Here is a 20,839-nt window from a genome sequence, read left to right as displayed (position 1 = left end):
TTCATCCAGACCAATGGTGCTAACAAAATAGTCTCTTATCTAAAAGTCTATTGCCCCTGTAAAGCTTTTGTTTTAAACTCGATAAGATTGCAGAATTCGCATGGCTAACTTGTCATTCAACAATCCCATAAAGTCAGATACTGAAATCTAGGGAGGGATGGAACAGGCCATGTGAACATAATCAAATGGCCTGTTCTAAAACTTCTACTTCTTTCCATTGACTGATTCTAAGAAGCTCTTCTACTTGTGCTTTCATTGTTCCTGTCAGTATCCGAAAACGATGCTTCAGAACAAAAGCTACCTGGTAATCACATGTATAGTACAAAGGTGATAATTGTCTAAATTCACCCATGTTGTTGTTTATTTTAATGGTGGGCAGAATAAAAAGACTTAGCCGATTGTCCATTACCTCCGTCTAAGACGAAGTTTTTTTAATCTCAATGAAAATGTGTTTGATCAAAATAACCAAATGAGAAACCATTATATTTAGATTAAAATTTTAAAGAATACAATTCATCTAAAAAATGACATGTACAAAGGCTTATTAATAGTATATTTCTTTTTCACCATGGCACTTGTTTTTGGTCAAGAGCAAGAAATCAATCATAAAAGTCTAAAATTTAAACACATCTCAGTAAATGAGGGGCTGTCGCAAAGTTCGGTACTATGTATTTTACAGGATAAGAAGGGATTTATGTGGTTTGGAACCCGAGATGGGTTAAATAAGTATGATGGCGATTCATTCAAGACCTACCGTTATAGTGCACAGGATAGTACTAGTTTAAGCCATAATTACATAGTGACCCTATTTGAAGATGACTTAGGTAATTTATGGATTAGCACCAAAAATGGGTTGGATAGATATATCCCTGAAACGGAATCCTTCGAACGAATTAAAAGCCTGGACTCGTTATTCTATGCAAGTAACAATAGAATACTGGGTATCATTGAAGACAATAAGACACATTTATGGCTTGCCACAAATCAGGGTTTGATCAATTTGAACACCGAAAACGAAGATATTGAACAATACATCCATAGGAGGGGAGATGTCAATGGGGTGTCCTCCAGTGCATTAGGTGCGATATTGAAGACAAATGATGGTAGGGTTTGGATTAAAACATCCATGAATGTCGAATTATTTGATCCGGAAACAGGAGTGTTTAAGCACTATGCTTATCCGGAGGAAGACACAATGAAGATTAATAAAAACTATAATCCAGTTTTATATGAAGATTTTAAAGGTACTCTGTGGATGGGGTACAGAAATGGGTTGGCTTTTTTTAACAAAAAAGAGGATGCCTTTCAGTTTTTTAAAACAGCTCCTCAGTCCGGATTAGCCATTACTAGCGAAGTACGCAGTATCTGTGAAGATTATAATGGAATGCTGTGGGTTGGCACCTATGATGGGTTGTACATTATTAATAAAACAAAGAATAAGATATTCCACTATACCCATGACGAAAATAATCTAAACAGTTTAAGTCAGAATTCCATTTTTGAAATATGTCAGGATATCAAAGGGGATATGTGGATAGGAACTTATGCAGGAGGAATTAATTATTATGACAGGAATTGTAATCTATTCAGACATTTCACGTCAGGCACAAACAATACCAAACTAAATTACAAAGTAGTTAGCTCCATTATTGAGACACCGGACGACAAACTGTGGATAGGTACAGAAGGAGGAGGTATTAACGTTTATGATAAAAACAAGGGAGCTTTTAAATACTATACCCATAATAGTGATGATCCAAATAGTCTTAGTGTAAACAATGTGAAAGCCATGATCAGGGATCATGACGGAATTTTTTGGATTGGGACACATAATGGAGGTCTTAATGTTTTAAATCCTAAAAAGCGACCATTTATTTTTAAAAAGTATAGTAATATTCCCGGTGATACAACCAGTCTTAGTGACAATAGGATTCTATCATTATTAGAAGATTATAATAAAAATATCTGGATTGGCACTTCCGGAGGAGGACTTAATGTTTTTGACCGCAAAAGTCAGTCTATTATACGTGTCGCCGACACAACATTTATAGGGAAATATGTTAATACAATAGTAGAAATACCAGATAAAGACCATATTTTGTTAGGAAGCAATCGGGGGGTGGCAAAGTTAAATTTAGAAACTAAAAAACTAACCCCCATTCCATTTGTGGGCAAAGAGCATGATTTTCACAGAATGGGTGCTGCGGTTTCAATTATATACCAAGACCATAATAATAATCTATGGATCGGCACTGATGGTGATGGATTATTTTGCCATAATCTGATTACTGGTAACACTAAAAAATATGATCACCTACAAGGGCTTCCAAGTGATGTTATTTACGGGATACTACCTGATGACAATAACAATATTTGGATTAGTACAAATTATGGACTTAGCAGACTTAACCTTCAATCGAGACAAATAAAAAACTTTAACGAGTCGGATGGGCTACAGGGCAATGAATTTAACTATGGGGCTTATCTTAAAGACCGTATCGGAAACCTAATTTTCGGAGGCTCCAATGGTTTAAACATATTTAATCCAAACACCATCACTGAGAACACCTTTACTCCTCTTGTTTGCATAACTTCATTTAAGGTAAATAACAAGCCATATTTAAATATCACGGATTCAATTTCCGAAATTACCTTAAAACATTTTCAAAATGTATTTAACATTAATTTTGTAGCACTAAGCTATTCACAATCTGACAAAAATCAATATGCATATAAACTGGAAGGTTTTGATTCTGACTGGAATTATATTGGGAATAAAAAATCGGCCACTTATACAAATTTGGATGCTGGAACATATAGATTTAAGGTGAAGGCCTCCAATAATGATGGGATATGGAACGAAATAGGCGCATCATTAAAAATAAGAATACATCCTGCTCCCTGGAGAACCGGCTGGGCTTATCTAATTTATACCTTGTTATTAACTAGCATATTTCTGGTTATTAGAAGATATAGTTTAATTAGAATTAGAGAACGTAATGAACTAAAGCATCAACGCCTTGAAAGAGAAAGAATTCAAGAAGTAAATAAAATGAAACTTCAATTTTTTACAAATATTAGTCACGAAATAAGAACATATCTAACTCTGATTTTAGGTTCGACAGAAAAAATATCTCATGTTTCCCTCGAGCAAAAAGCAAATATCGATATTCTAAAAAGCAATGTACAGAACTTACTAAGTTTGGTAAAAGAACTAATGGATTTTAGAAAGGCAGAAACCCAAAATCTTAAATTACAGGTTTCTAGGGTAAATCTTATTCCCTATTTACATCTGTTATGTGATGCTTTTCAAAACGAATTTTTAAAAAAAGACATTACCCCTGTTTTTTTATCTAAAGAGGAATTGAATGTATGGATTGATCCGAAACAAATGAAGAAAGTATTTACCAACCTTCTTTCAAACGCTGTCAAATTTTCAAATAAGGGAGGAATAGTCCAAATTATGGTATTAAATCATAAAGACAATATTGAAATTAAAATAATAAATAATGGAAAGGCAATTGAACCCGATCAAATGAAAAATTTGTTTCAGCGATATTATCAAGGAGAATACTCAAAACAGCATGACATAGGTTATGGAATAGGATTGGCATTGTCAAAAAGTATTGTTGAATTGCACGGAGGAATTTTAAAAGTTGAAAGTCATAAAGCCATTAGGAAAAGACATCAAGAGAACAGAACCTGTTTTTCTGTATTTTTGTTGAAAGGTAAAGACCATTTAAAGACACATTGTATTATTGAAAATTCAGGACTTATTTCCCCAAAATTATCCAATAAAATAACTGAAGATATCACGCCTTCTTATAAAACCTCATCAGACAGCAAACCTATTAATATTTTACTGGTAGAAGACAATAAATACTTACGGCATTTTATTTGTAATTCATTAAAAACCAGCTATAACATTACAAAAGCCAAAAACGGGGGAAAAGGGTTAAAATCAGCTATTAAAAATATACCTGACATTATTATTACTGATATTATGATGCCTAAAATGAATGGTTATGACTTGGTCTGTAAACTAAAAGAAAATATCCAAACGAATCACATTCCCATTATCTTTCTAACAGCTTTAGATTCCAATGATCAACAAATAGAAGGCTTTCAATCTGGAGTTGATACATATCTAACTAAGCCATTTAGTATGAGTGTTTTAGATTCTCAGATAAAAAGTTTATTGAGAAACAGAGAGTTACTAAGGGAAAAATATAAAACTACTATCAATATAAGTACTGTACATCAAGAACAAACAAATGCTTTGTTAAATGAGAAAGACAAACAGTTTTTAAAAGAAATAACATCGATTATTGAGAAAGAGTTGGGAAATCAAGATTTTAGCGTTATTGACTTAGCAAAATCTCTTCATATTAGCGCTCCAATTCTCTATAAAAAGCTGAATGCTTTGACAGGCATGTCGGTTAATAATTTTATAAAATCCATTCGGCTGCACAAGTCTTACGAACTTTTAAAGCTCAAGGAACTAAAGATTTTTGAGATAGCTTATTCAGTTGGTTATAAGGATGAGAAGTATTTTAGCAGAGAATTTAAAAAACATTTTAATAAAACACCATCCGAAATCAGAAATTTGTTCTCTTGCAAACTGTAACCTTATCCTTTTTGCAGCCTTCCATGAAAATCGGCCAGATTAAATTTAGACAAATTATTAATTTTAAGCAGTCAAAAACAAGATGAAAGAAGGAAAAGACACAGTGCTGAAAAAATCCAATGCCTCACTTTAGATTAGCATATCTTTTATCATGCTTAAAGTGTATTGTTCATTTAATGAAATTAAAGGTGAACTCGATAGGCCTCCTAATTACTACTGAACGTGGAGAAATAAATATCATGTGATCAGAGTCAAATATTAGCTTTGCTAATATGATATATTAATAAAATTATTATTGCAATACATCATGATTTTTTTGTAAAAATCATGGAACATATGTGGTCATTTTTTGAGAAAAGCTGCCAATCAAGTTTATAAAAAGGCAAGATATCTTATGAAACTGATAAGCATGGCTGGAAAAACCGAACATACCATCAAAGTGGGATACTTGCTTTTGTGCATGACAATCGCCCTTATCATCAAAAGGAATGGTTAACGGAAATAAGCCATTAGAATCTTTTTTAGCTGAAATTTTAGCCTATTTTGAGACATATGCAAAGATAGAAATCGAATGAATTGAAATAACGCCGTTGAATCGGAGAAGAAAGACGAAAAAGGTAACAAGAACGTCAACGTAAAAAAGATGCTGAAATAAGAATAATTAAAGTGCTTATAAACATGGCTAGCCACTGGAAACAAGCACAAATTCTGAGAGATTATGTAACAGCCATAGAAGACACCGGAGAATTCAATTCCCTAGGCTAAGCAAAAAATTGAATGGTTCGCCCCTTTTACAGAGTCACGTGATGAAATTATCGACGATAACGACTGACAAAAATGATGGAAGAACTCAATAAGAAAGAGCCCCACTCAAATTTCTACAGGTAATATTTGAAGAAAAATATAAATGAGTTAACAAAATAATCAGACAATTATGGCCAAGATCTGTTTTCAGCTAACCCTTTTTAAATTCAATGCCTTGATTATTTGGTATTTATGTGACCTGTTTGTTGAAGATATCTGAAATTACTTTCCAAAGAAAAGTGTGAAAAAAAATATTCACGAATATTACATTTATGCTTCAATAATATTGGAATTATGATCTAATTTACTATATTGAATGCAGCTTCAATGCGCTGGTTGTTAGTGTTTAAGGATTATTTTCCGATACAATATCTTTTCAGTATTTGAATATCAGTTGATTAATCTGTTTTAGCAACAAATTAGCAACAGATATTTTTTCTCTTTAGGAAAATATAGGACAGAAAGTGAAAAGACGAAATCTCGCCTGTAATTTCTCCTGGCTGTAAATGTACGAAATTTTGATTCTGAGGCAATATTAATTGAGTTTGGGACATTGTTCCATCTCGTTTAGACGCATCAAAAAACCGCCTCGAATGAAGCGGTTTTTAAGAAATCCGAAATAAATCTGTTTACGCAACAGTAACCGAACCAACATACTTACTGTTTGCAACAGAAGTTCCATCTGCACTGATAAAACCGATATAGGCATGAACGGTGTCACCTGAATAGTTATTCGGGACGGTTACTTCCTGAACACCTGTAACCCGGTTTGCTCCATCCAGGATGGTTACAGCTTCATTTTTTGCTGGATTGTGCACAACGAGCAACGCTTTGTCAGTTGCCTGTGCGTTACCATCGCCGGAATTATCATCCCACTCAAACGAAACCGAACCGGCTAAAGTTGAGCTTGCAGTACCGTTTAAGGCCGGAGCCAGTCCTCCGCGGCTAACCAGCGCATTGGGGTAATCAATCGTATAATCGGGATACGTACCGGCGATGGCATTTTTCACGTTATACGACATGGCACTGTTGAACTGGGTCATTTTCACGGCGTAATTTTTGAACCCAACCCGGATAAAATCCTTGATAGGCTGCAAAAAGTTAATCACAGTGATAAACTTTGACCGCTGGTCCATTTGTGCCGGAGTTTGAGGGTTGGCAACACTTGCAGGCATCACCCTCAAATAATCGATGCCTTTCCAGCTTCCACCAACTACATTTCCGACCTTGCCGGAAACCCCTCCTAAAATACCTTGACTAATCTTTCCCATCTTTTAACATTTTTAATTGTTCAACATGTTTAAAATACTCGGACTTGATACGGACTTGGTCCCGCTTTGTCCTCGTTCTTTTAAATGTATTGCAATTATTGGTCAATTGGGATTATGAAGGTTTCAATACATCTTCTTGCATCACTTTGCTATGCCATTAATTCAGCGGTTCAGAAATGGACACAGGGAGGCTTAATTGAATGCTTAGGCACCCAAAATGAGTAGGGGATGAAACAGACAAAAGGAAACGGAATAAATGGCCTTGTGCGGTGGCTTGTGGGTTTATGCCGTAGTCTTTTGGCAGATTTCAGACCCGGAGCTTACATTTGCCGAAGCGTTCAATTAATGCGGTTGGTTTATGCGGTGTTTGTTTTTCTTTCTGTCAAGATGGGGAGCGCGGGAAAGGCAAAGGTGGTGATTGAAGGAATGGAGTACCGGTGATAACCGGGACGGAATGAGTGAATGAGCCACTTTTGCGTGCGGTGCTGAAGCTTATGAATGCAACGAATACGGGAATGACGAGGTACGAGGAGTGACTTAATGAGTGGAATGAATAGGCTGCAAGCACATGGATTGCTGGGTGGATTTTTCACTGTTAACTGCAATTTATTGTCAGAATCGGAATGCGCGTCCGGGAAAATTTCACACAGGAGAAACAGCCTTGAGCCAGACGGCTGGGCAGTGGCTGCAATGAGTGGACCCGCCAGTTGGCGGGGAAACGGGTTGCGGACACTGACCAAGCATCGCGAGCCGCCTGCGAGTGGAGCAAGGGTGGTGCAAAGAGATGGTTTGAGAAACCGATAACCCTTTGCGGCATATGTGCGAAGTGGAACGTCGTGTTTTGGGGTGGCATTAGGGAAGGAAACACGGCGTGGAACGAGTACACAAGGCTACCGCTAAAAAATGCCAGAGCGAAGCGGAGGCAAATCAAACAATTCAGCCGCAGCCCGCAGCGACCCGCAGGCGAGCCTAACACGGGCAGCCGGTGGACTGCGAGCGGCTGAAACGAATGGAACCGCAACGGAGCGAAGTAGTTGAGGTACGAAGCGCTGAGCGTAGTAGCGGTGAAATGAGTGAAGCGGCTTGCAGGACAGAGTAGGCTGCCGTGAGGACAACGACTGAGCTGCAAGGACTGTGACAGCCTGAGCGTAGCGAACCAGCAGGGCGTTTAGTTCTTTTTTATACCTTAAAAAATTAACGCTTAAAAAAAAGTACTGAACGGGCTGGCACCGGGCTTGCCGAAGGAGGCGGACGAACACCGCTTTTCCTGTGTGGAATTGTGGGGGGGATTATCTTTAAAAGACATCATCGTCATTTTTGACCCTTTGCACAGATGGACAAAGTAACGAACCATACGAACAAAACACGCAACAATCTCCCTGCCTTGGTTTTAGTATGGTTTTGCAATTTACACATTCATAAAAGAACTGACAGAAATCCTCAGGCATTGTTTCTTCTTTTTGATATCCGCAGTCGGGACAAGTGATTGTTGATTTATATTTTATTTCCATAAGACAGATTTAGCAATCTATTTCACAATCTTCTTCTATGCTTTTATTTTCGATTTGAAGCGTGGTATGGTTGATACCAAACTCGTGTTCGAGTTCATGTTGCAAATCGCCTATAAAATTGTCATTAATGCCTTCAGGTATTATCAGGTGTGCTGTCAACGCCACCTTTGTAGTACTCATTGCCCAAATGTGCAGGTCGTGAATGTTTTCCACTCCTTTTTGTGCCAACAAAAATTCCCTGACTTTTTCGAGGTTAATATGTTTGGGTACGGCATCTAAGGCTAAATCGACTGAATCGGTAAACAAACGCCATGTTCCCCAAACGATAACCGCAATGATAAGAAAACTTGTAAGTGGGTCAATCCATTGTTTTCCGGTGAGGTTGATTAACAAACCTGCCACAACTACACCCAGTGATACCCCGGCATCGGCTGCCATGTGCAGAAATGCGCCTTTTATGTTCAGGTCGTCTTTCTGTCCTTTCATAAAAAGTAAGGCAGTTAGGGTGTTGATAACTACACCAATGGCTGCAACAATCATGACTTGGCTTCCTGCCACAGGTTCAGGGTTTTTAAATTTACCAATGGCATCCCAGCCTATAACTGCCACTGCACCAAACAGCAGAAGGGCATTTAAAATAGAAACAAGGATGGTAGTTTTTCGAAGCCCGTAGGTGTATTTCCCCCGTGGTTTGATGGATGCAAGCCACATGGCTGTCCACGCAAAAACAAGGCCGAGCACATCGCTGGCATTGTGTCCTGCATCAGCGAGCAGGGCAGATGAGTTGGCAATTAAACCGTAAATGATTTCAACGGCAATAAAGATTACATTTAAACCAATACCCAGTGCAAAAGCTTTTCCGTAACTTTTGTTTGTCGCATGTGAATGTCCGTGTGAATGTGCCATAATAAATACTCATTTAATTTCTTGGTGCATACATAATGATTCCCATCCCGATAAGCGCCACGATTCCTCCAATTATATCGTACCTGTCGGGGACAAAGCCATCAACTTTCCAACCCCACAATATGGCCATAATAATAAATATACCACCGTAAGCAGCATAAACCCGCCCGAAATTGGCGGATTGGAGTGTGGCAATCACACCATATAAAAACAAGATAATACCGCCGATTGCCCCAAACCACCAGGGTTTTTGCTCTCTTAGCCAGAGCCAAACCAGGTAACCACCGCCAATTTCGCAAAGTCCGGCTACAACAAAAAGGAATACGGAATATACTACTTTCATAAAAATCTATTTTCCTAGTTTTAAAATTCTGAAAGCCCCCCTTACCACAATCAAAAAGACAATTGCTCCAATAATCAAGTCGGGGTATTTCGATTGCGTCAGCAATACCAAAACTCCGGCAACGATAACACCTGTATTAATAATCACATCGTTTGAGGTGAAAATCATGCTGGCTTTCATGTGTGCTTCTTTGCTTTTTGATTTTTGAAGCAGGTACAGGCAAACAGAATTAGCTATAAGTGCCAATATCGAAATTCCAATCATCATCCTGAAATCAGGCGTTTCTTCTGCCCCGATAAACCTTCGGATTACTTCTATCATACCAATACCTGCCAATGCCAGTTGAAAATATCCGCTCAAGGAGGCTACTTTCTTTTTACGGGTAACCGCTGTTCCCACAGCCCACAAACTCAAGCCATAAACAGCAGCATCGGCAAGCATGTCAAGCGAATCGGCAACCAATCCCATAGAATGTGAAATAAAACCGGTTGTGATTTCAATAACAAAAAAACTAAAATTAATGAGCAATACTGTCCATAGTAATTTGGTCTGACTGTCCGTGCTTTCCGGTTGAAAGTCAGCATCAGTGATGGTCTCGGTATCAACAAGATTTGCACCCAGCTTCAGGCTTTCCAGTTGTTTTGTGATTTCTTCATTTTTACCCGAATGCAAGACGGAAAGCTTACGGTTTTCAATATCAAATTCCAATTGATGGATGCCGTCAACACCATTCAGTTTCATGCGGATTAGGTTCTCCTCCGAGGGGCAGTCCATTTTTGAAATATGGTAATGTGATTTTTGCATTGCACTAAAATTATAAAAAACCGTGGCAACCCGGAAGCCGCCACGGCTATTTATCTAATTAATTTTCATTTTTTAAACCATCTTTCACCCGGTAAATTTGGTTTACATCCGAAACATAAATAATACCATCGCCGGGATTTAAGGTTTTGCCCTGCTCCGAAATAATATGTACTACTTTGTCCACATCGTTTTTATTGACAACAAGTTCAAGTTTGGCCACCTCGCTGTCGGTAATTGAAAATTTTTGGGAAACAAATGCGGCTTCATCCTGCAATTTTCCCGTTCCCTCTGCCGATGAAATGGTCATGTTCTCAAAACCTGCATCTTTTAAATGGTGAACAATATCATTCACTTTATTGGGGCGTATAAATGCTTTTATTTCTTTCATAATCCTGATTTTTAATGTTCGTGTTCTGTTTCTTCTTTTTTCATATCGGCCAGCAGATAGTATGCTGCGTTCATTACAATCTGGGTATCATCAGGTAAGGGATTGAGCAACTTTATTTCGGTGTAGCCACCGTCTTGCTTTCCGGTTATTACTTCTACCATGCGGAAAGCCATTACATGACCCCCATTTTCGTCTTCGTGTCCTACTTCGCCCTCATGTTCCTCATGGTTTTCCTCAGCCTCATGGTCGTGTCCTTCGTGCCCTTCTTCGTTTTCTGCTACTGCTTCATCTTCATGCCCCTCGTGTTCTTCTGCTTCAACCGATTCATCTAAAATAAAGATATAGGATTTAGTTCCTTCGGCAACCACGGCATCGTTAGGAAGGGTGCGGGTGGTATTTTCATCGGTGTGGATATGCCCCGAAACATACATGCCCGGAATCAGGTTGCCCGGATTTTTATCGAGGCGTGCATGGATGTGTACTGCCCTGGTGTTGGGTTCAAATTCTTTGCCGATGGCAAAAATGGTTGCACTCAATTCCTCGCCCGGACGGTTGGAAACGGTAAAATCAACTTTTTGCCCGTTTTCTATAAGGTGTACATCATTTTCATACACCATAAAGTCGGCGTGTATTTCCCGGTTGTCGGTAATGCTAAAAAGCTGGTCTTTGGCATCGACATACGTTCCCACTTTAATATTCACATCATTAATAAAGCCGTTGATGGGTGAAAGTATGGAAATGGTGTTTGAAATACTTCCTTCTTTTACTTTATCGGGCGAAAGGTTGAGCAGTTGAAGCCTTGATTTTAAACCTTCGTAACGTGCTTTGGCAGTGTTGTATTCCGATTTTACCCGTTGGAAGTCCTTTCCCGCACCAACATTGTTCTCGAAAAGTTCTTTCTGACGGGCATATTCCTGTTCAAGAAATTCGAGTTTGTTTGCTGTTTCGGCAAATTCTTCCTGAAGGACAATATAATCCGGATGCTCCAGTATGGCCAACACCTGGCCTTTATTCACTTTATCTCCGTGAAAAACTTTTATTTCTTTCACATTTCCACCAATAATGGCCGTAACATCAGCACTGGCAGCGGGTGGTACTTCCAGTTGTCCGTTCGTTTTTACAAGCGTTGTCAGGTTCCGCATTTGAAAATTACCCAATTGCAGATTTAAGGCTTCACGCTGAAGTTCGTTCAGCATTACCACACCTTCGGGGCCTTCATGCTCCGCATGTTCCCCGGCTTCACTATTTTCTTTTTTGTTGCTGTTGCACGACATGAGCGTTACTACTGCAAGAAGTGCTAAAAATATTTTCGTTTTCATTTTTATCTGTTTTTATAATTATTGACCTGTTATGTATTCCAACTGTTCTTTAATTTCGAAGAAATCCGACAGCCGGGATAAATATTCCTGCCTGGTTTTTATGGCTGATTCTGTATTCTGGATAAATTCAATATAACTGAGGCTTCCCAGGCGATAACCCAGGTTGGCTGCTTCAATTTGCTCGGCAGCAAGTGGCAGGGCTTCGCTTTTATAATATTCCAGCACTTCGCTCATTACCCTGTAACGGCTTAAAAGTTCCTTGTAAGAGGCATTCAGCTCCAATTCCCTTTGCTTGTATTCCTGTCCGGTAATCTGGTAATTTATATGGGCGGCTTTTGTTTTTCCCGACTGGGAAAAGAACAGTAAAGGAACGGAAACACCTGCTTCCCAACCATAAAAACCCGAAGTACCATCGACCGATTGCCGCGAGTACCCCAAATCGAGTTTAGGTAAAAAATTTGCTTTTTCGGCTTTCCACTCTGCTTCTGAAACATCAAGCTGCTGCCTGTAATAATTCAATAAAGGAACATTGTTTAACGAATCACCTGAAAAGGCAGCATGAATCGTTTTATCCCACTCTTGTCCGACATCGGTAATTTCTACACCGCCGGGGTACATCAGGTACTGGTTCAGAATTTGCAGCGATGCCAGGTATTCGCTCTCAGCCTGTTTCATATTCACCATTAACTCTTTGTATTTAGCCGAGGCAGAAAGGTATTCTACTTTTGATGTTTGCTGCGTTTTAAACCGCAATTCGGCAGCTTTCAGAAAATTGGTATAAATACTGTCGAGCTGATTGTACAATTCTGTTTGCTTTTTTGCAACCAGTGACCTGTACCATGCAAGGCTCACGTTTCTGACCAGTTCATTCTCTGTAAGTTCAAGTTTTGAAACAGCAAGGCCGGTACGTGATTTATTCAGTTTTGTTTTGGCAGGTATGCCAAACAAGTCAATTTCCGATTGTGTTATCCCAATTTGGTTTTGAATACCCACCGCACCGTTGCCTGTTTCCTCTTTGCCTGTGTAGATGGACGTATTGCCCAAATCGTAAGCTGTAGCTTTCAGGGCTTTTTGTTTCTCCACATCGAGCGAAGCTGCTTTTAACGAAGGGTAGTTTTCTTTTGCCCGTTCAATTGCCTGCTCAAGGGTAACTGAATTTTCCTGTGCTTTTAAGCTTCCTGAAACACCAAGACCGCCAATGATGAGCAGAACGGCTAATACCGTGGTATTGAGTTTTGGTACTTTCAGTTTGGTTCTTCCTGATTCAACCATTTTGTACAGTATGGGCAACACAACCAGTGTTAGAAGTGTTGATGTTAACATACCGCCAATAACCACGGTGGCAAGCGGGCGTTGCACTTCTGCCCCTGCCGAGGTGGAAATAGCCATAGGCAGGAAACCCAGTATATCGGTTGATGCAGTCAGGAAAATAGGGCGTACCCGGCGTATAGAACCTTTTTTGATAATATCACCAAGGCTGAGTTTGCCTTCTTCTTTCAACTCGTTAAAACCGCTTATCAAAACCAGCCCGTTCAATACGGCTACACCAAAGAGTACGATAAAGCCAACCCCAGCCGAAATACTGAATGGCATATCCCGCAGGTAAAGCGAAAAAATACCTCCCACGGCCGCCAATGGAATGGCCACGTAAATCATGAGGGTTTGTTTAAACGATTTGATGGCGAAGAATACCAGCATAAATATCAATGCCAAAGCAAGCGGCACAACCAACGTAAGACGCTTTGACGCCCGTTCGAGATTTTCAAAAGCGCCTCCGTAGCGAATGTAATAACCCGAAGGCAGTTCGAGATTTTCATCGAGTGTTTGCTGAATTTCTTCTACCAGCGATTTAATGTCCCTGCCTTCCACATTAATACCTACATAAGTACGCCTGTTGGTATTGTCGCGGCTTATTTGCATCGGGCCGGGCTGGTAGCTGACATCAGCTACTTCTTTCAATGGAACCTGGTTTCCGTTTGGGGTGTTTACAAATAAATTCCGAAGGTCGTCGATACTTTGGCGGTGTGCTTCATCAAGTCGAACTACAAGGTCGAACATGCGCTCTCCTTCATAGATAACCCCGGCAACGCCACCGCTAAAAGCAGTCTCTACAACCGTATTCAGGTCTTTTATTTTTAAGCCGTATTGCCCCAGTTTGGTGCGGTTGTATTTTACCGTTATTTGAGGCAGCCCACGGGTTGCTTCGGCTTTTATGCCTTCAATCCCTTCAATCCCTGCAATTAAACCGGAAATTTCTTCGGCTTTGTCGGCCAGCATATCCAGGTCGTCGCCGTATAATTTAATAGCCACATCTTCACGAATACCGGTTAAAAGCTCGTTGAACCGCATCTCGATTGGTTGGGTAAACTCGTAGTTTATACCGGGCAAAACACTAACCTTTTCTTTTACCTTATCAATCAGCTCCTGTTTTGATTCAACCTTTGTCCATTCATCCTCGGGTGTAAGAATAACAAATATATCAGCAATATCAATCGGCATGGGGTCGGTAGGCAAATCTGCCACCCCAATACGGCTTTGTATTGATGCTATCTCATCGGGGAAATTCTCCAACACAATCTGTTCGATACGAGTAGATGCCTTTTCCACCTCTGACAGCGATGTTCCGGGTTTCAGGAAAGCCTGAAAAGCAAAATCACCTTCGTCCAACTGAGGGATAAATTCGGCTCCCATACGTGAGAAAAGGAATCCTCCGGAAATTAAAAGCACCAAGGCAATCCCCAGTACAAGCTTACCTTTGCGTAAAGCCCAGGCAATTACCGGTTCGTACAGGTTTTCAAGCTTTATAATAAATTTCTCTCCCCAGGTTTTTTTATCTGTTTTCGGAGGTTTCAGGAAAAGTGCTGCCATCATGGGGATGTAGGTAAGACACAGCACCATCACACCCAACACGGCAAAACCAAAGGTCATGGCCATGGGTATAAACATTTTGCCTTCAACGCCCTGCAATGCCAGTACAGGAATAAAAACAATAAGGATAATGAGCTGCCCGAAAAATGCGGAGTTCATCATTTTACTGGCTGAATTATAGGCTATTTCGTTTCGCCGGGGCAGCCCCAGTTTCTTCCCGATAAATTCATTCCGGTGCAGATAAAATATCATGCTTTCCACGATAATCACCGCCCCATCGACCAGAATCCCAAAGTCGATAGCCCCGAGACTCATCAGGTTTGCCCAAACGCCAAACACTTTCATCATGATAAATGCAAATAGCAAGGCAAGCGGGATGGTAGAAGCTACCAGTAAACCGCCTCGTAAATTGCCCAAAAAGATGACCAGGACAAAGATTACAATGAGTGCCCCCAGTGAAAGGTTTTCGGCTACGGTGGAGGTGGTGCTTTTAATCAGTTTGCTGCGGTCGAGAAATGGTTTTATCTCTACGCCATCGGGCAACGATTTTTGGATTAACGCCATTCGTTCTTTCACATCCTTAATCACATCGTTGGAGTTTTCGCCCTTCAGCATCATTACAATACCCCCCACAGCTTCGCCTTTACCATCTTTTGTAAAAGCTCCATACCGCAAAAAGCTCCCGTATTTAACATCAGCCACATCACGTATAAAAACAGGTTGGCCGTTTACATTGGCAACCGGGGTATTACGGATGTCATCGAGCGAACGCATTAAACCTTCGCCACGGATAAAGTTGGCCTGAAAATTTTTCTCAATGTAAGCTCCTCCGGTATTCTGATTATTATCTTCCAAAGCCTCGAAAATGTCGGAAATGGTGAGGTTCATGCTGCGAAGCTTATCGGGGTTTATGGAAATTTCGTATTGTTTGCCACGTCCGCCAAAGGAGTTTACTTCAACTACTCCCGGAACCATTGCCATCTGGCGTTTTACAATCCATTCTTGCATGGTGCGCAGCTCCATGTCATCGTAAATGGTATCGTAACCGGGCTGTACTTCCAGTGTGTATTGGTAAATCTCACCCAATCCGGTACTGATGGGGGCCATAAACGGTTCGGCAAATCCTTCAGGAATGTTCTCCTTAATTTCGGCCAATGCCTCACTTACCAATTGCCGGGGAAGGTATGTACCCATATTATCCTCAAATACTATTGTTACTACTGACAATCCGAACCGAGAAACTGAACGGATTTCGGTAACCCCCGGCAGGTTGGCCACCGAAAGTTCCACCTGGTAGGTTACGAACTGTTCTATGTCTTCGGTTCCCAAATTGGGGGCAGTGGTAATTACCTGCACCTGGTTGTTGGTAATGTCGGGAACGGCATCTAATGGTACTTTGGTCATTGACCAAATGCCCCCGATAATAAGCCCTATGGTCATTAAACCAATGAGAGCTTTGTTCTTTATTGAAAAAGATATGATTCTGTTTATCATTTCCTATTGATTTTATTTGTTAAAACTCTATTTATCCTACTCATAATACTTTTTAAATGTTTGCTGATTTTTAAAGTAAGCCAATTCAGGTTTTCCTTTTTCTTTTAACCCGATTAAGGCATCGGCTTTGTTGATTGAATCGCCTGAAAAAGCATCGGGAACCATCGCAACTTCTGCAAAGTGTTTTGTTAGGTGATTGAAACATTCCTGGCTACAGAAATAGTATGCCTTTTTATTATAAGCGACTTTTGAAGATTTATGCATCGTTAAATTATTGCCATTCATACAAGCCCATTCACCCGGAATTTCCTTACCATACCAAGCCCATTTGTGATACAGAAACCTGGTATCGCAGCCATAGGTGTAGAAAGTCAGAACAGAAACTGTTGCGACTATCAATAGAACAAAACTGACAATAAGTATTCGATTAAACCTTTTGTTTTCGATTTTTTGTTTTTTCCGTAATTGTTGCTTGCTTAACTTCTTCTTTTTCATTGTCATAGCAAAAAGATTAAGTAAACATATAGGCCGGTTGTTTTACCGGTCTGTTAATTCAAACAAAAGTTAAGTAATTGCAGGAGGTCCGCGGAATGTGTGAGCGGTAAAGAATAATTGTTTTATAAAGATGGCATGATTGTCAACAATCGTCGTGGTAATGTCTATTACAGGAGGAATCTCAATTTGAACAATACTTCCAGCCGGGAAGAAATTGAAATGGTCGGATAATTGATTTAATGATGTAGTGCTTGTCTTTTCCGACACCAGTACATTCAATGCATGGCAATGAGAATCTGTTTTTTCCGGATTTTGCTCCTGAGCAGGAGTTTCACAGGCTGATTCCTCTTTTGATACGTGCGTAATCTCAAAATGGTGATGGTGCGGCACAACAGAATGAGCCAAAATAATCAGCCCGGCCAAAAAGGTAAAAAAGCTTCCTGTATGTTGTCCTTTTAAATTCACCAATTTTTAAGAATTATTCAATTTATACAACGCCAAAGGTATGAAAAAGTTGATGCAACCGGGTTGCAGAGTTTATTTGTCGCAATTGGAACAAACTCCTTTTACAACCATATTCACGCTTTCGAGCTGAAATTTTGCCGGTAAATTAATAGTTGGAACGGGTATGTCATTGAGGCAATAAGTCTGTCCACAAACGGCACATAAAAAATGAACATGAAGGTCTTCGGGGTGGCATTCACAGGCTTCCCGGCACAAAGCATATTTTACGGAACCTGTTCCGTCATCGATGCTGTGGATAAGTTTGTTTTCCTCAAATGTTTTTAGTGTACGGTATAATGTGGTCTTGTCTGCTTTTTCAAATTTGTTTTCCAGTTCCGGTAAACTTATGGCAGATTTTTGTTCAGTCAAAACCTGCAAAACCAACTGGCGCATGGCGGTTGGTTTGATATTCCGGTGTTTTAATTGATTATTAATTTGTTCATTCATGTTATAATGCAATTTTACAAAAACCACAAATTATTTCTTCCGAACTCGGGTATTTTGCCGCCTACGAAGTGGGGGAAGATTTCGGCCACCATTTCAGGGTATTTGGTTGTTACCGGAAGACTTTGCTGCGAAACGGACTTCCAGTACATGCGGCTGAACTGATATACCTGGTCGATTAATTTCTTTACTTCTTCCTGGTCGTTGATTATGCTTTCATCGGTTGACTGTAAGTGCAACTTAACAGGCAATGGAAACGATTTTAATTGTTTTTCCAACTGTAACCTTTCAGCTTCTCTTTCTTCTTCCGTGTGTTCGCCGTTTAAAGTTGGCTTATAACGGGTATTGTTGCAAAGAATGTAGCTGTCCATTCCAATAGGGATGTATGTTCCGCTGTATGGCATTTTGCGGTCGTAATCTTTGTCAAACAATACCAGGTCGCTTGATTTTGTTTTATTTACAGTGACAATTATAACCGGAATGTTATTGCCGATGGATTTTAACTGCCGGATTATTGGTACAATCTCCTTATTACTCATCCGCTTGTAAAAGTGGATTATAAGTCTTTCGGTTTTTTCGTGCTGCTCTTTATATTTTTCTATTGCTTCCCGTATTGCGCCTGCCAGTAGCTTGTGATTATCTGCCGGAAGCACGTTAAAACCTTTAAAATGTCCATCGTTGGCAAAGCAGAAAGTGCTTCCGAGATAGCGCGTGTTATACCTTCTGGTTCTAAATGCACCAACTCCGACAATCAATTCGTTGTTTATTTCGCGGTCTAAACGCCAGGGTATCCCGCCTAATTTTGCCAATGTGGCTACAGCAATGTTTCTTACACTATGCTGAAAATTGTCCTTGGTTATATTTTCACGCAAAATGACCTGTGTGCTTATCTTATAGTATAAAAGGAGCTGCTTTATTTTATAGTAAAAATTTTCTTTGTCGTGGCCAGCTTTATAATTATAAGATGGATTAATATACACCGCCAAATAATTTGTATTTGGTTGTAATTCGGCCTTTGACAATTTATCTTTTATTTCGTCGAGAGGGTTATTATAATCAGAGAATGTAATGTGTAATTTATCATCATAAACCAGGGGCAGCGATAAGAATTTACTAAAGTCAATGTACCCTTGTTTTCTCTTTGAATATTGATGAAATAAATTGGCAATTTTCGTATCCTTTTCATGACAGATAAAGAAGAATCGATAGCGTCCGGGAGGCACAGGTTTACAAGGTTTAAAAGCCTTTAAGCCTTCATAAGGGTCGGTATGTGTTCCGCGACCGAATTTCAACAAACTCGTACCTTCAGAAGTTAATGAAACAGATTCCAGTTCGTGCCATGTGCCGGAGTGGGGGATTACTTTTTTAAATTCTTCGGTATTCAGGTATTTATTCAAAAATCCATCTATGTTTTTAAAATAGCTGGCATATTTGTCTTTATTGGTTTTCACCAACGGAGGAAATCCGAGGGCGTCAGCCAATTCAAAATTCAATACAGGGTAATATTCATCAAGATGATTGTTAAAGTCTTCGGGTAAGTTTTCATCGTTTCGTACAAGCTCCCCATTTGATACCATCCAGGTTGCTAACCCAGTGTCGATGTCTTCGGAAGATAGTTGCAGAAGGTTTTTCTTTAAAACTTTGGAAGTACCATCAAATGAAACAATTAACTCCGGCTTGTCGCTAATCATTGCCAGGCGAACAGCAAGTGTAAATTTGTAATAGAGCGTGTATTCTGATGTTGATTCACTTGAGCTTTCAAACCAAATGGTTGCAGCATTAATAAAATTTGGGTGCACTACATGGGCAACTTTCTTAAAATACTGCGCAATCTGGAAGTGATAATAGTGTTTTGCAAAATAGATGCTGTAAGTAAGGTCAACCGGAATTACATAATCGCAATTGTCTGTTGTGGAAAAATCGCAATAGAGGTATTGTGTATTTGATAAATCTTTTTGATGCTTTGCCCACAATTCCCTGGGGAACTCTGCCTTTCGTAAAGGGCTATGACCGTTTGCTTTTTTCAATTTAAAGCCAAAAGTTTTTTCTTTCTCGGGATGCGAGAAGGTGAGAACGTTAATGATGTGTTTTGAATCTGTCATAGCGTTGGATTTTAAATTGCTTGTTTCACTAAACTCATTATGTATTCTAAATTGTCCGTATCTGTAATTAATAACTCGTAATCGCCGTTGCCCCAGTGTCCGGTTTCGGATACATCGCGGGTGATTTTCTTGGGGTCGTCGAGATTGTCTTTTTTCAAGTTAATCCACATTTTTAGTCCTTTTCGCTGGATAGTGATGTCTGCTATGTTGCTGTTCTTTTTGAAGGCTATATAATCTTTACGGGCTTGTATCTCAATATTATCTGCAAGATTTAAAATGGCATCTTTGTATGCTTCATACAATTCCGTTATTTCTTCGGATTTGTTGGCCAGGTGGTCTTCTTCTGAATAAACTTTGATTTCCCGGGTTACATTCTTGATTGCTTCATCTTTTTCTGTTAGCGGTTGAATGCTGGTTGCAGACGAAGACTTTTTAATGGGATTAATTGCGATTATCTCACCTTCGTATTGTTTTACTTCGTATAGCTCGATGGCAATGTCTTTAAAATTGGTCGCCAGTTTCTGGTTTTCGGTAAAGCTGGTAGAAACAAATATCACGCGGGTTTGCGACCAGTCCACATCTTTACGCTGGATGCTATCTTTGCAAGACTCATTGTATTCGACAATGAAATCGGCTTTGTTCTCCAACATTAAATTCAGATAAGTAAAGCCCTGGTCGACTACGCTATTGCTCTTTGAGCGTTTGTATTCAATAATAATGAACGCTTTGTTTTGCGGGTCGAAGGCCAGCGTATCAATGCGTTTGTTTTTGATGGTAAATTCGGATTTAACCAACTTTAAACCCACCAATTCTGACAGTTGGGATTCAAACAAGTTTTGGATGTCTTTTTCAAGCTTGAACGGGACTTCCTTTAGTAGCGTGATGTTGTTTTTGGTTTTTGTGTAAAGTTTCATTGTGTTGAGTTATTTTTTACCGATGTTTATTTTATGCTTGCCATA

At 39.6% G+C, this 20,839-nt stretch carries 16 protein-coding genes; 2 read left to right on the top strand and 14 right to left on the bottom strand.

The genetic code is table 11. From position 1 onward, the window contains the following. Nucleotides 1–181 precede the first annotated feature (181 nt). Nucleotides 182–406: a hypothetical protein gene (locus tag Q1A18_RS04810; protein WP_299577792.1), complete on the bottom strand. Its 225-nt coding sequence runs from the start codon at nucleotides 404–406 to the stop codon at nucleotides 182–184. 123 nt (nucleotides 407–529) lie between these two features. Here Q1A18_RS04810 and Q1A18_RS04805 point away from each other — a divergent pair, with 123 nt between their 5' ends. Then, the gene (locus Q1A18_RS04805) at nucleotides 530–4,627 is read left to right on the top strand and encodes a two-component regulator propeller domain-containing protein (RefSeq protein ID WP_299577791.1); all 4,098 of its coding nucleotides are present in this window, start codon (nucleotides 530–532) and stop codon (nucleotides 4,625–4,627) included. Between the two features lie 1,433 nt (nucleotides 4,628–6,060). On the opposite strand, the gene Q1A18_RS04800 is transcribed toward Q1A18_RS04805, so the two are convergent. Continuing rightward, nucleotides 6,061–6,702 (bottom strand): DUF6266 family protein, encoded by a 642-nt coding sequence (locus Q1A18_RS04800; protein WP_299577790.1) that lies wholly within the window; start codon nucleotides 6,700–6,702, stop codon nucleotides 6,061–6,063. 228 nt (nucleotides 6,703–6,930) lie between these two features. On the opposite strand from Q1A18_RS04800, the gene Q1A18_RS04795 reads away from it, so the two are divergent. Next, nucleotides 6,931–7,143 (top strand): hypothetical protein, encoded by a 213-nt coding sequence (locus tag Q1A18_RS04795; RefSeq protein ID WP_299577789.1) that lies wholly within the window; start codon nucleotides 6,931–6,933, stop codon nucleotides 7,141–7,143. Nucleotides 7,144–7,997: 854 nt separating this feature from the next. Here the strand turns inward: Q1A18_RS04795 and Q1A18_RS04790 are convergent. From Q1A18_RS04790 to Q1A18_RS04735, 12 genes are all read right to left on the bottom strand, one after another. Beyond that, nucleotides 7,998–8,213, bottom strand: coding sequence for a GDCCVxC domain-containing (seleno)protein (locus Q1A18_RS04790; RefSeq protein ID WP_299577788.1), 216 nt, complete (start codon nucleotides 8,211–8,213; stop codon nucleotides 7,998–8,000). 9 nt (nucleotides 8,214–8,222) lie between these two features. Next, on the bottom strand, nucleotides 8,223–9,119 hold the full coding sequence (locus Q1A18_RS04785) for a cation diffusion facilitator family transporter (protein ID WP_299577787.1): 897 nt from the start codon (nucleotides 9,117–9,119) through the stop codon (nucleotides 8,223–8,225). Nucleotides 9,120–9,132: 13 nt separating this feature from the next. Next, complete coding sequence (locus Q1A18_RS04780; protein WP_107823857.1) at nucleotides 9,133–9,462, bottom strand: YnfA family protein; 330 nt, start codon at nucleotides 9,460–9,462, stop codon at nucleotides 9,133–9,135. A 6-nt stretch (nucleotides 9,463–9,468) separates the two neighbouring features. Beyond that, nucleotides 9,469–10,266: a cation diffusion facilitator family transporter gene (locus Q1A18_RS04775; protein ID WP_299577786.1), complete on the bottom strand. Its 798-nt coding sequence runs from the start codon at nucleotides 10,264–10,266 to the stop codon at nucleotides 9,469–9,471. 58 nt (nucleotides 10,267–10,324) lie between these two features. Beyond that, nucleotides 10,325–10,654, bottom strand: a complete 330-nt coding sequence (locus Q1A18_RS04770) for a P-II family nitrogen regulator (RefSeq protein WP_299577785.1) — start codon at nucleotides 10,652–10,654, stop codon at nucleotides 10,325–10,327. A gap of 11 nt (nucleotides 10,655–10,665) precedes the next feature. Continuing rightward, nucleotides 10,666–11,973 (bottom strand): efflux RND transporter periplasmic adaptor subunit, encoded by a 1,308-nt coding sequence (locus tag Q1A18_RS04765; protein ID WP_299577784.1) that lies wholly within the window; start codon nucleotides 11,971–11,973, stop codon nucleotides 10,666–10,668. 18 nt (nucleotides 11,974–11,991) lie between these two features. After that, nucleotides 11,992–16,335 carry a CusA/CzcA family heavy metal efflux RND transporter gene (locus Q1A18_RS04760; RefSeq protein ID WP_299577783.1) on the bottom strand — a complete coding sequence of 1,448 codons (4,344 nt, stop codon included), beginning with the start codon at nucleotides 16,333–16,335 and terminating at the stop codon, nucleotides 11,992–11,994. Nucleotides 16,336–16,371: 36 nt separating this feature from the next. After that, nucleotides 16,372–16,830, bottom strand: coding sequence for a hypothetical protein (locus Q1A18_RS04755; protein ID WP_299577782.1), 459 nt, complete (start codon nucleotides 16,828–16,830; stop codon nucleotides 16,372–16,374). A 69-nt stretch (nucleotides 16,831–16,899) separates the two neighbouring features. Continuing rightward, nucleotides 16,900–17,298, bottom strand: coding sequence for a hypothetical protein (locus Q1A18_RS04750; RefSeq protein ID WP_299577781.1), 399 nt, complete (start codon nucleotides 17,296–17,298; stop codon nucleotides 16,900–16,902). Between the two features lie 69 nt (nucleotides 17,299–17,367). Continuing rightward, the gene (locus Q1A18_RS04745; RefSeq protein WP_299577780.1) at nucleotides 17,368–17,781 is read right to left on the bottom strand and encodes a Fur family transcriptional regulator; all 414 of its coding nucleotides are present in this window, start codon (nucleotides 17,779–17,781) and stop codon (nucleotides 17,368–17,370) included. A gap of 14 nt (nucleotides 17,782–17,795) precedes the next feature. Further along, the gene (locus tag Q1A18_RS04740; RefSeq protein ID WP_299577779.1) at nucleotides 17,796–19,880 is read right to left on the bottom strand and encodes a Piwi domain-containing protein; all 2,085 of its coding nucleotides are present in this window, start codon (nucleotides 19,878–19,880) and stop codon (nucleotides 17,796–17,798) included. Between the two features lie 11 nt (nucleotides 19,881–19,891). Further along, a complete protein-coding gene (locus Q1A18_RS04735) occupies nucleotides 19,892–20,794 on the bottom strand; it encodes a DUF5655 domain-containing protein (RefSeq protein WP_299577778.1) in 903 nt (300 codons plus the stop codon). Nucleotides 20,795–20,839 lie beyond the last annotated feature (45 nt).

This window comes from uncultured Sunxiuqinia sp. (genome assembly GCF_947495665.1).
GTDB lineage: Bacteria > Bacteroidota > Bacteroidia > Bacteroidales > Prolixibacteraceae > Sunxiuqinia > Sunxiuqinia rutila.
Note: the sequence above shows the minus strand (reverse complement) of the source record. Positions and strands in the feature narration are given on the sequence as shown.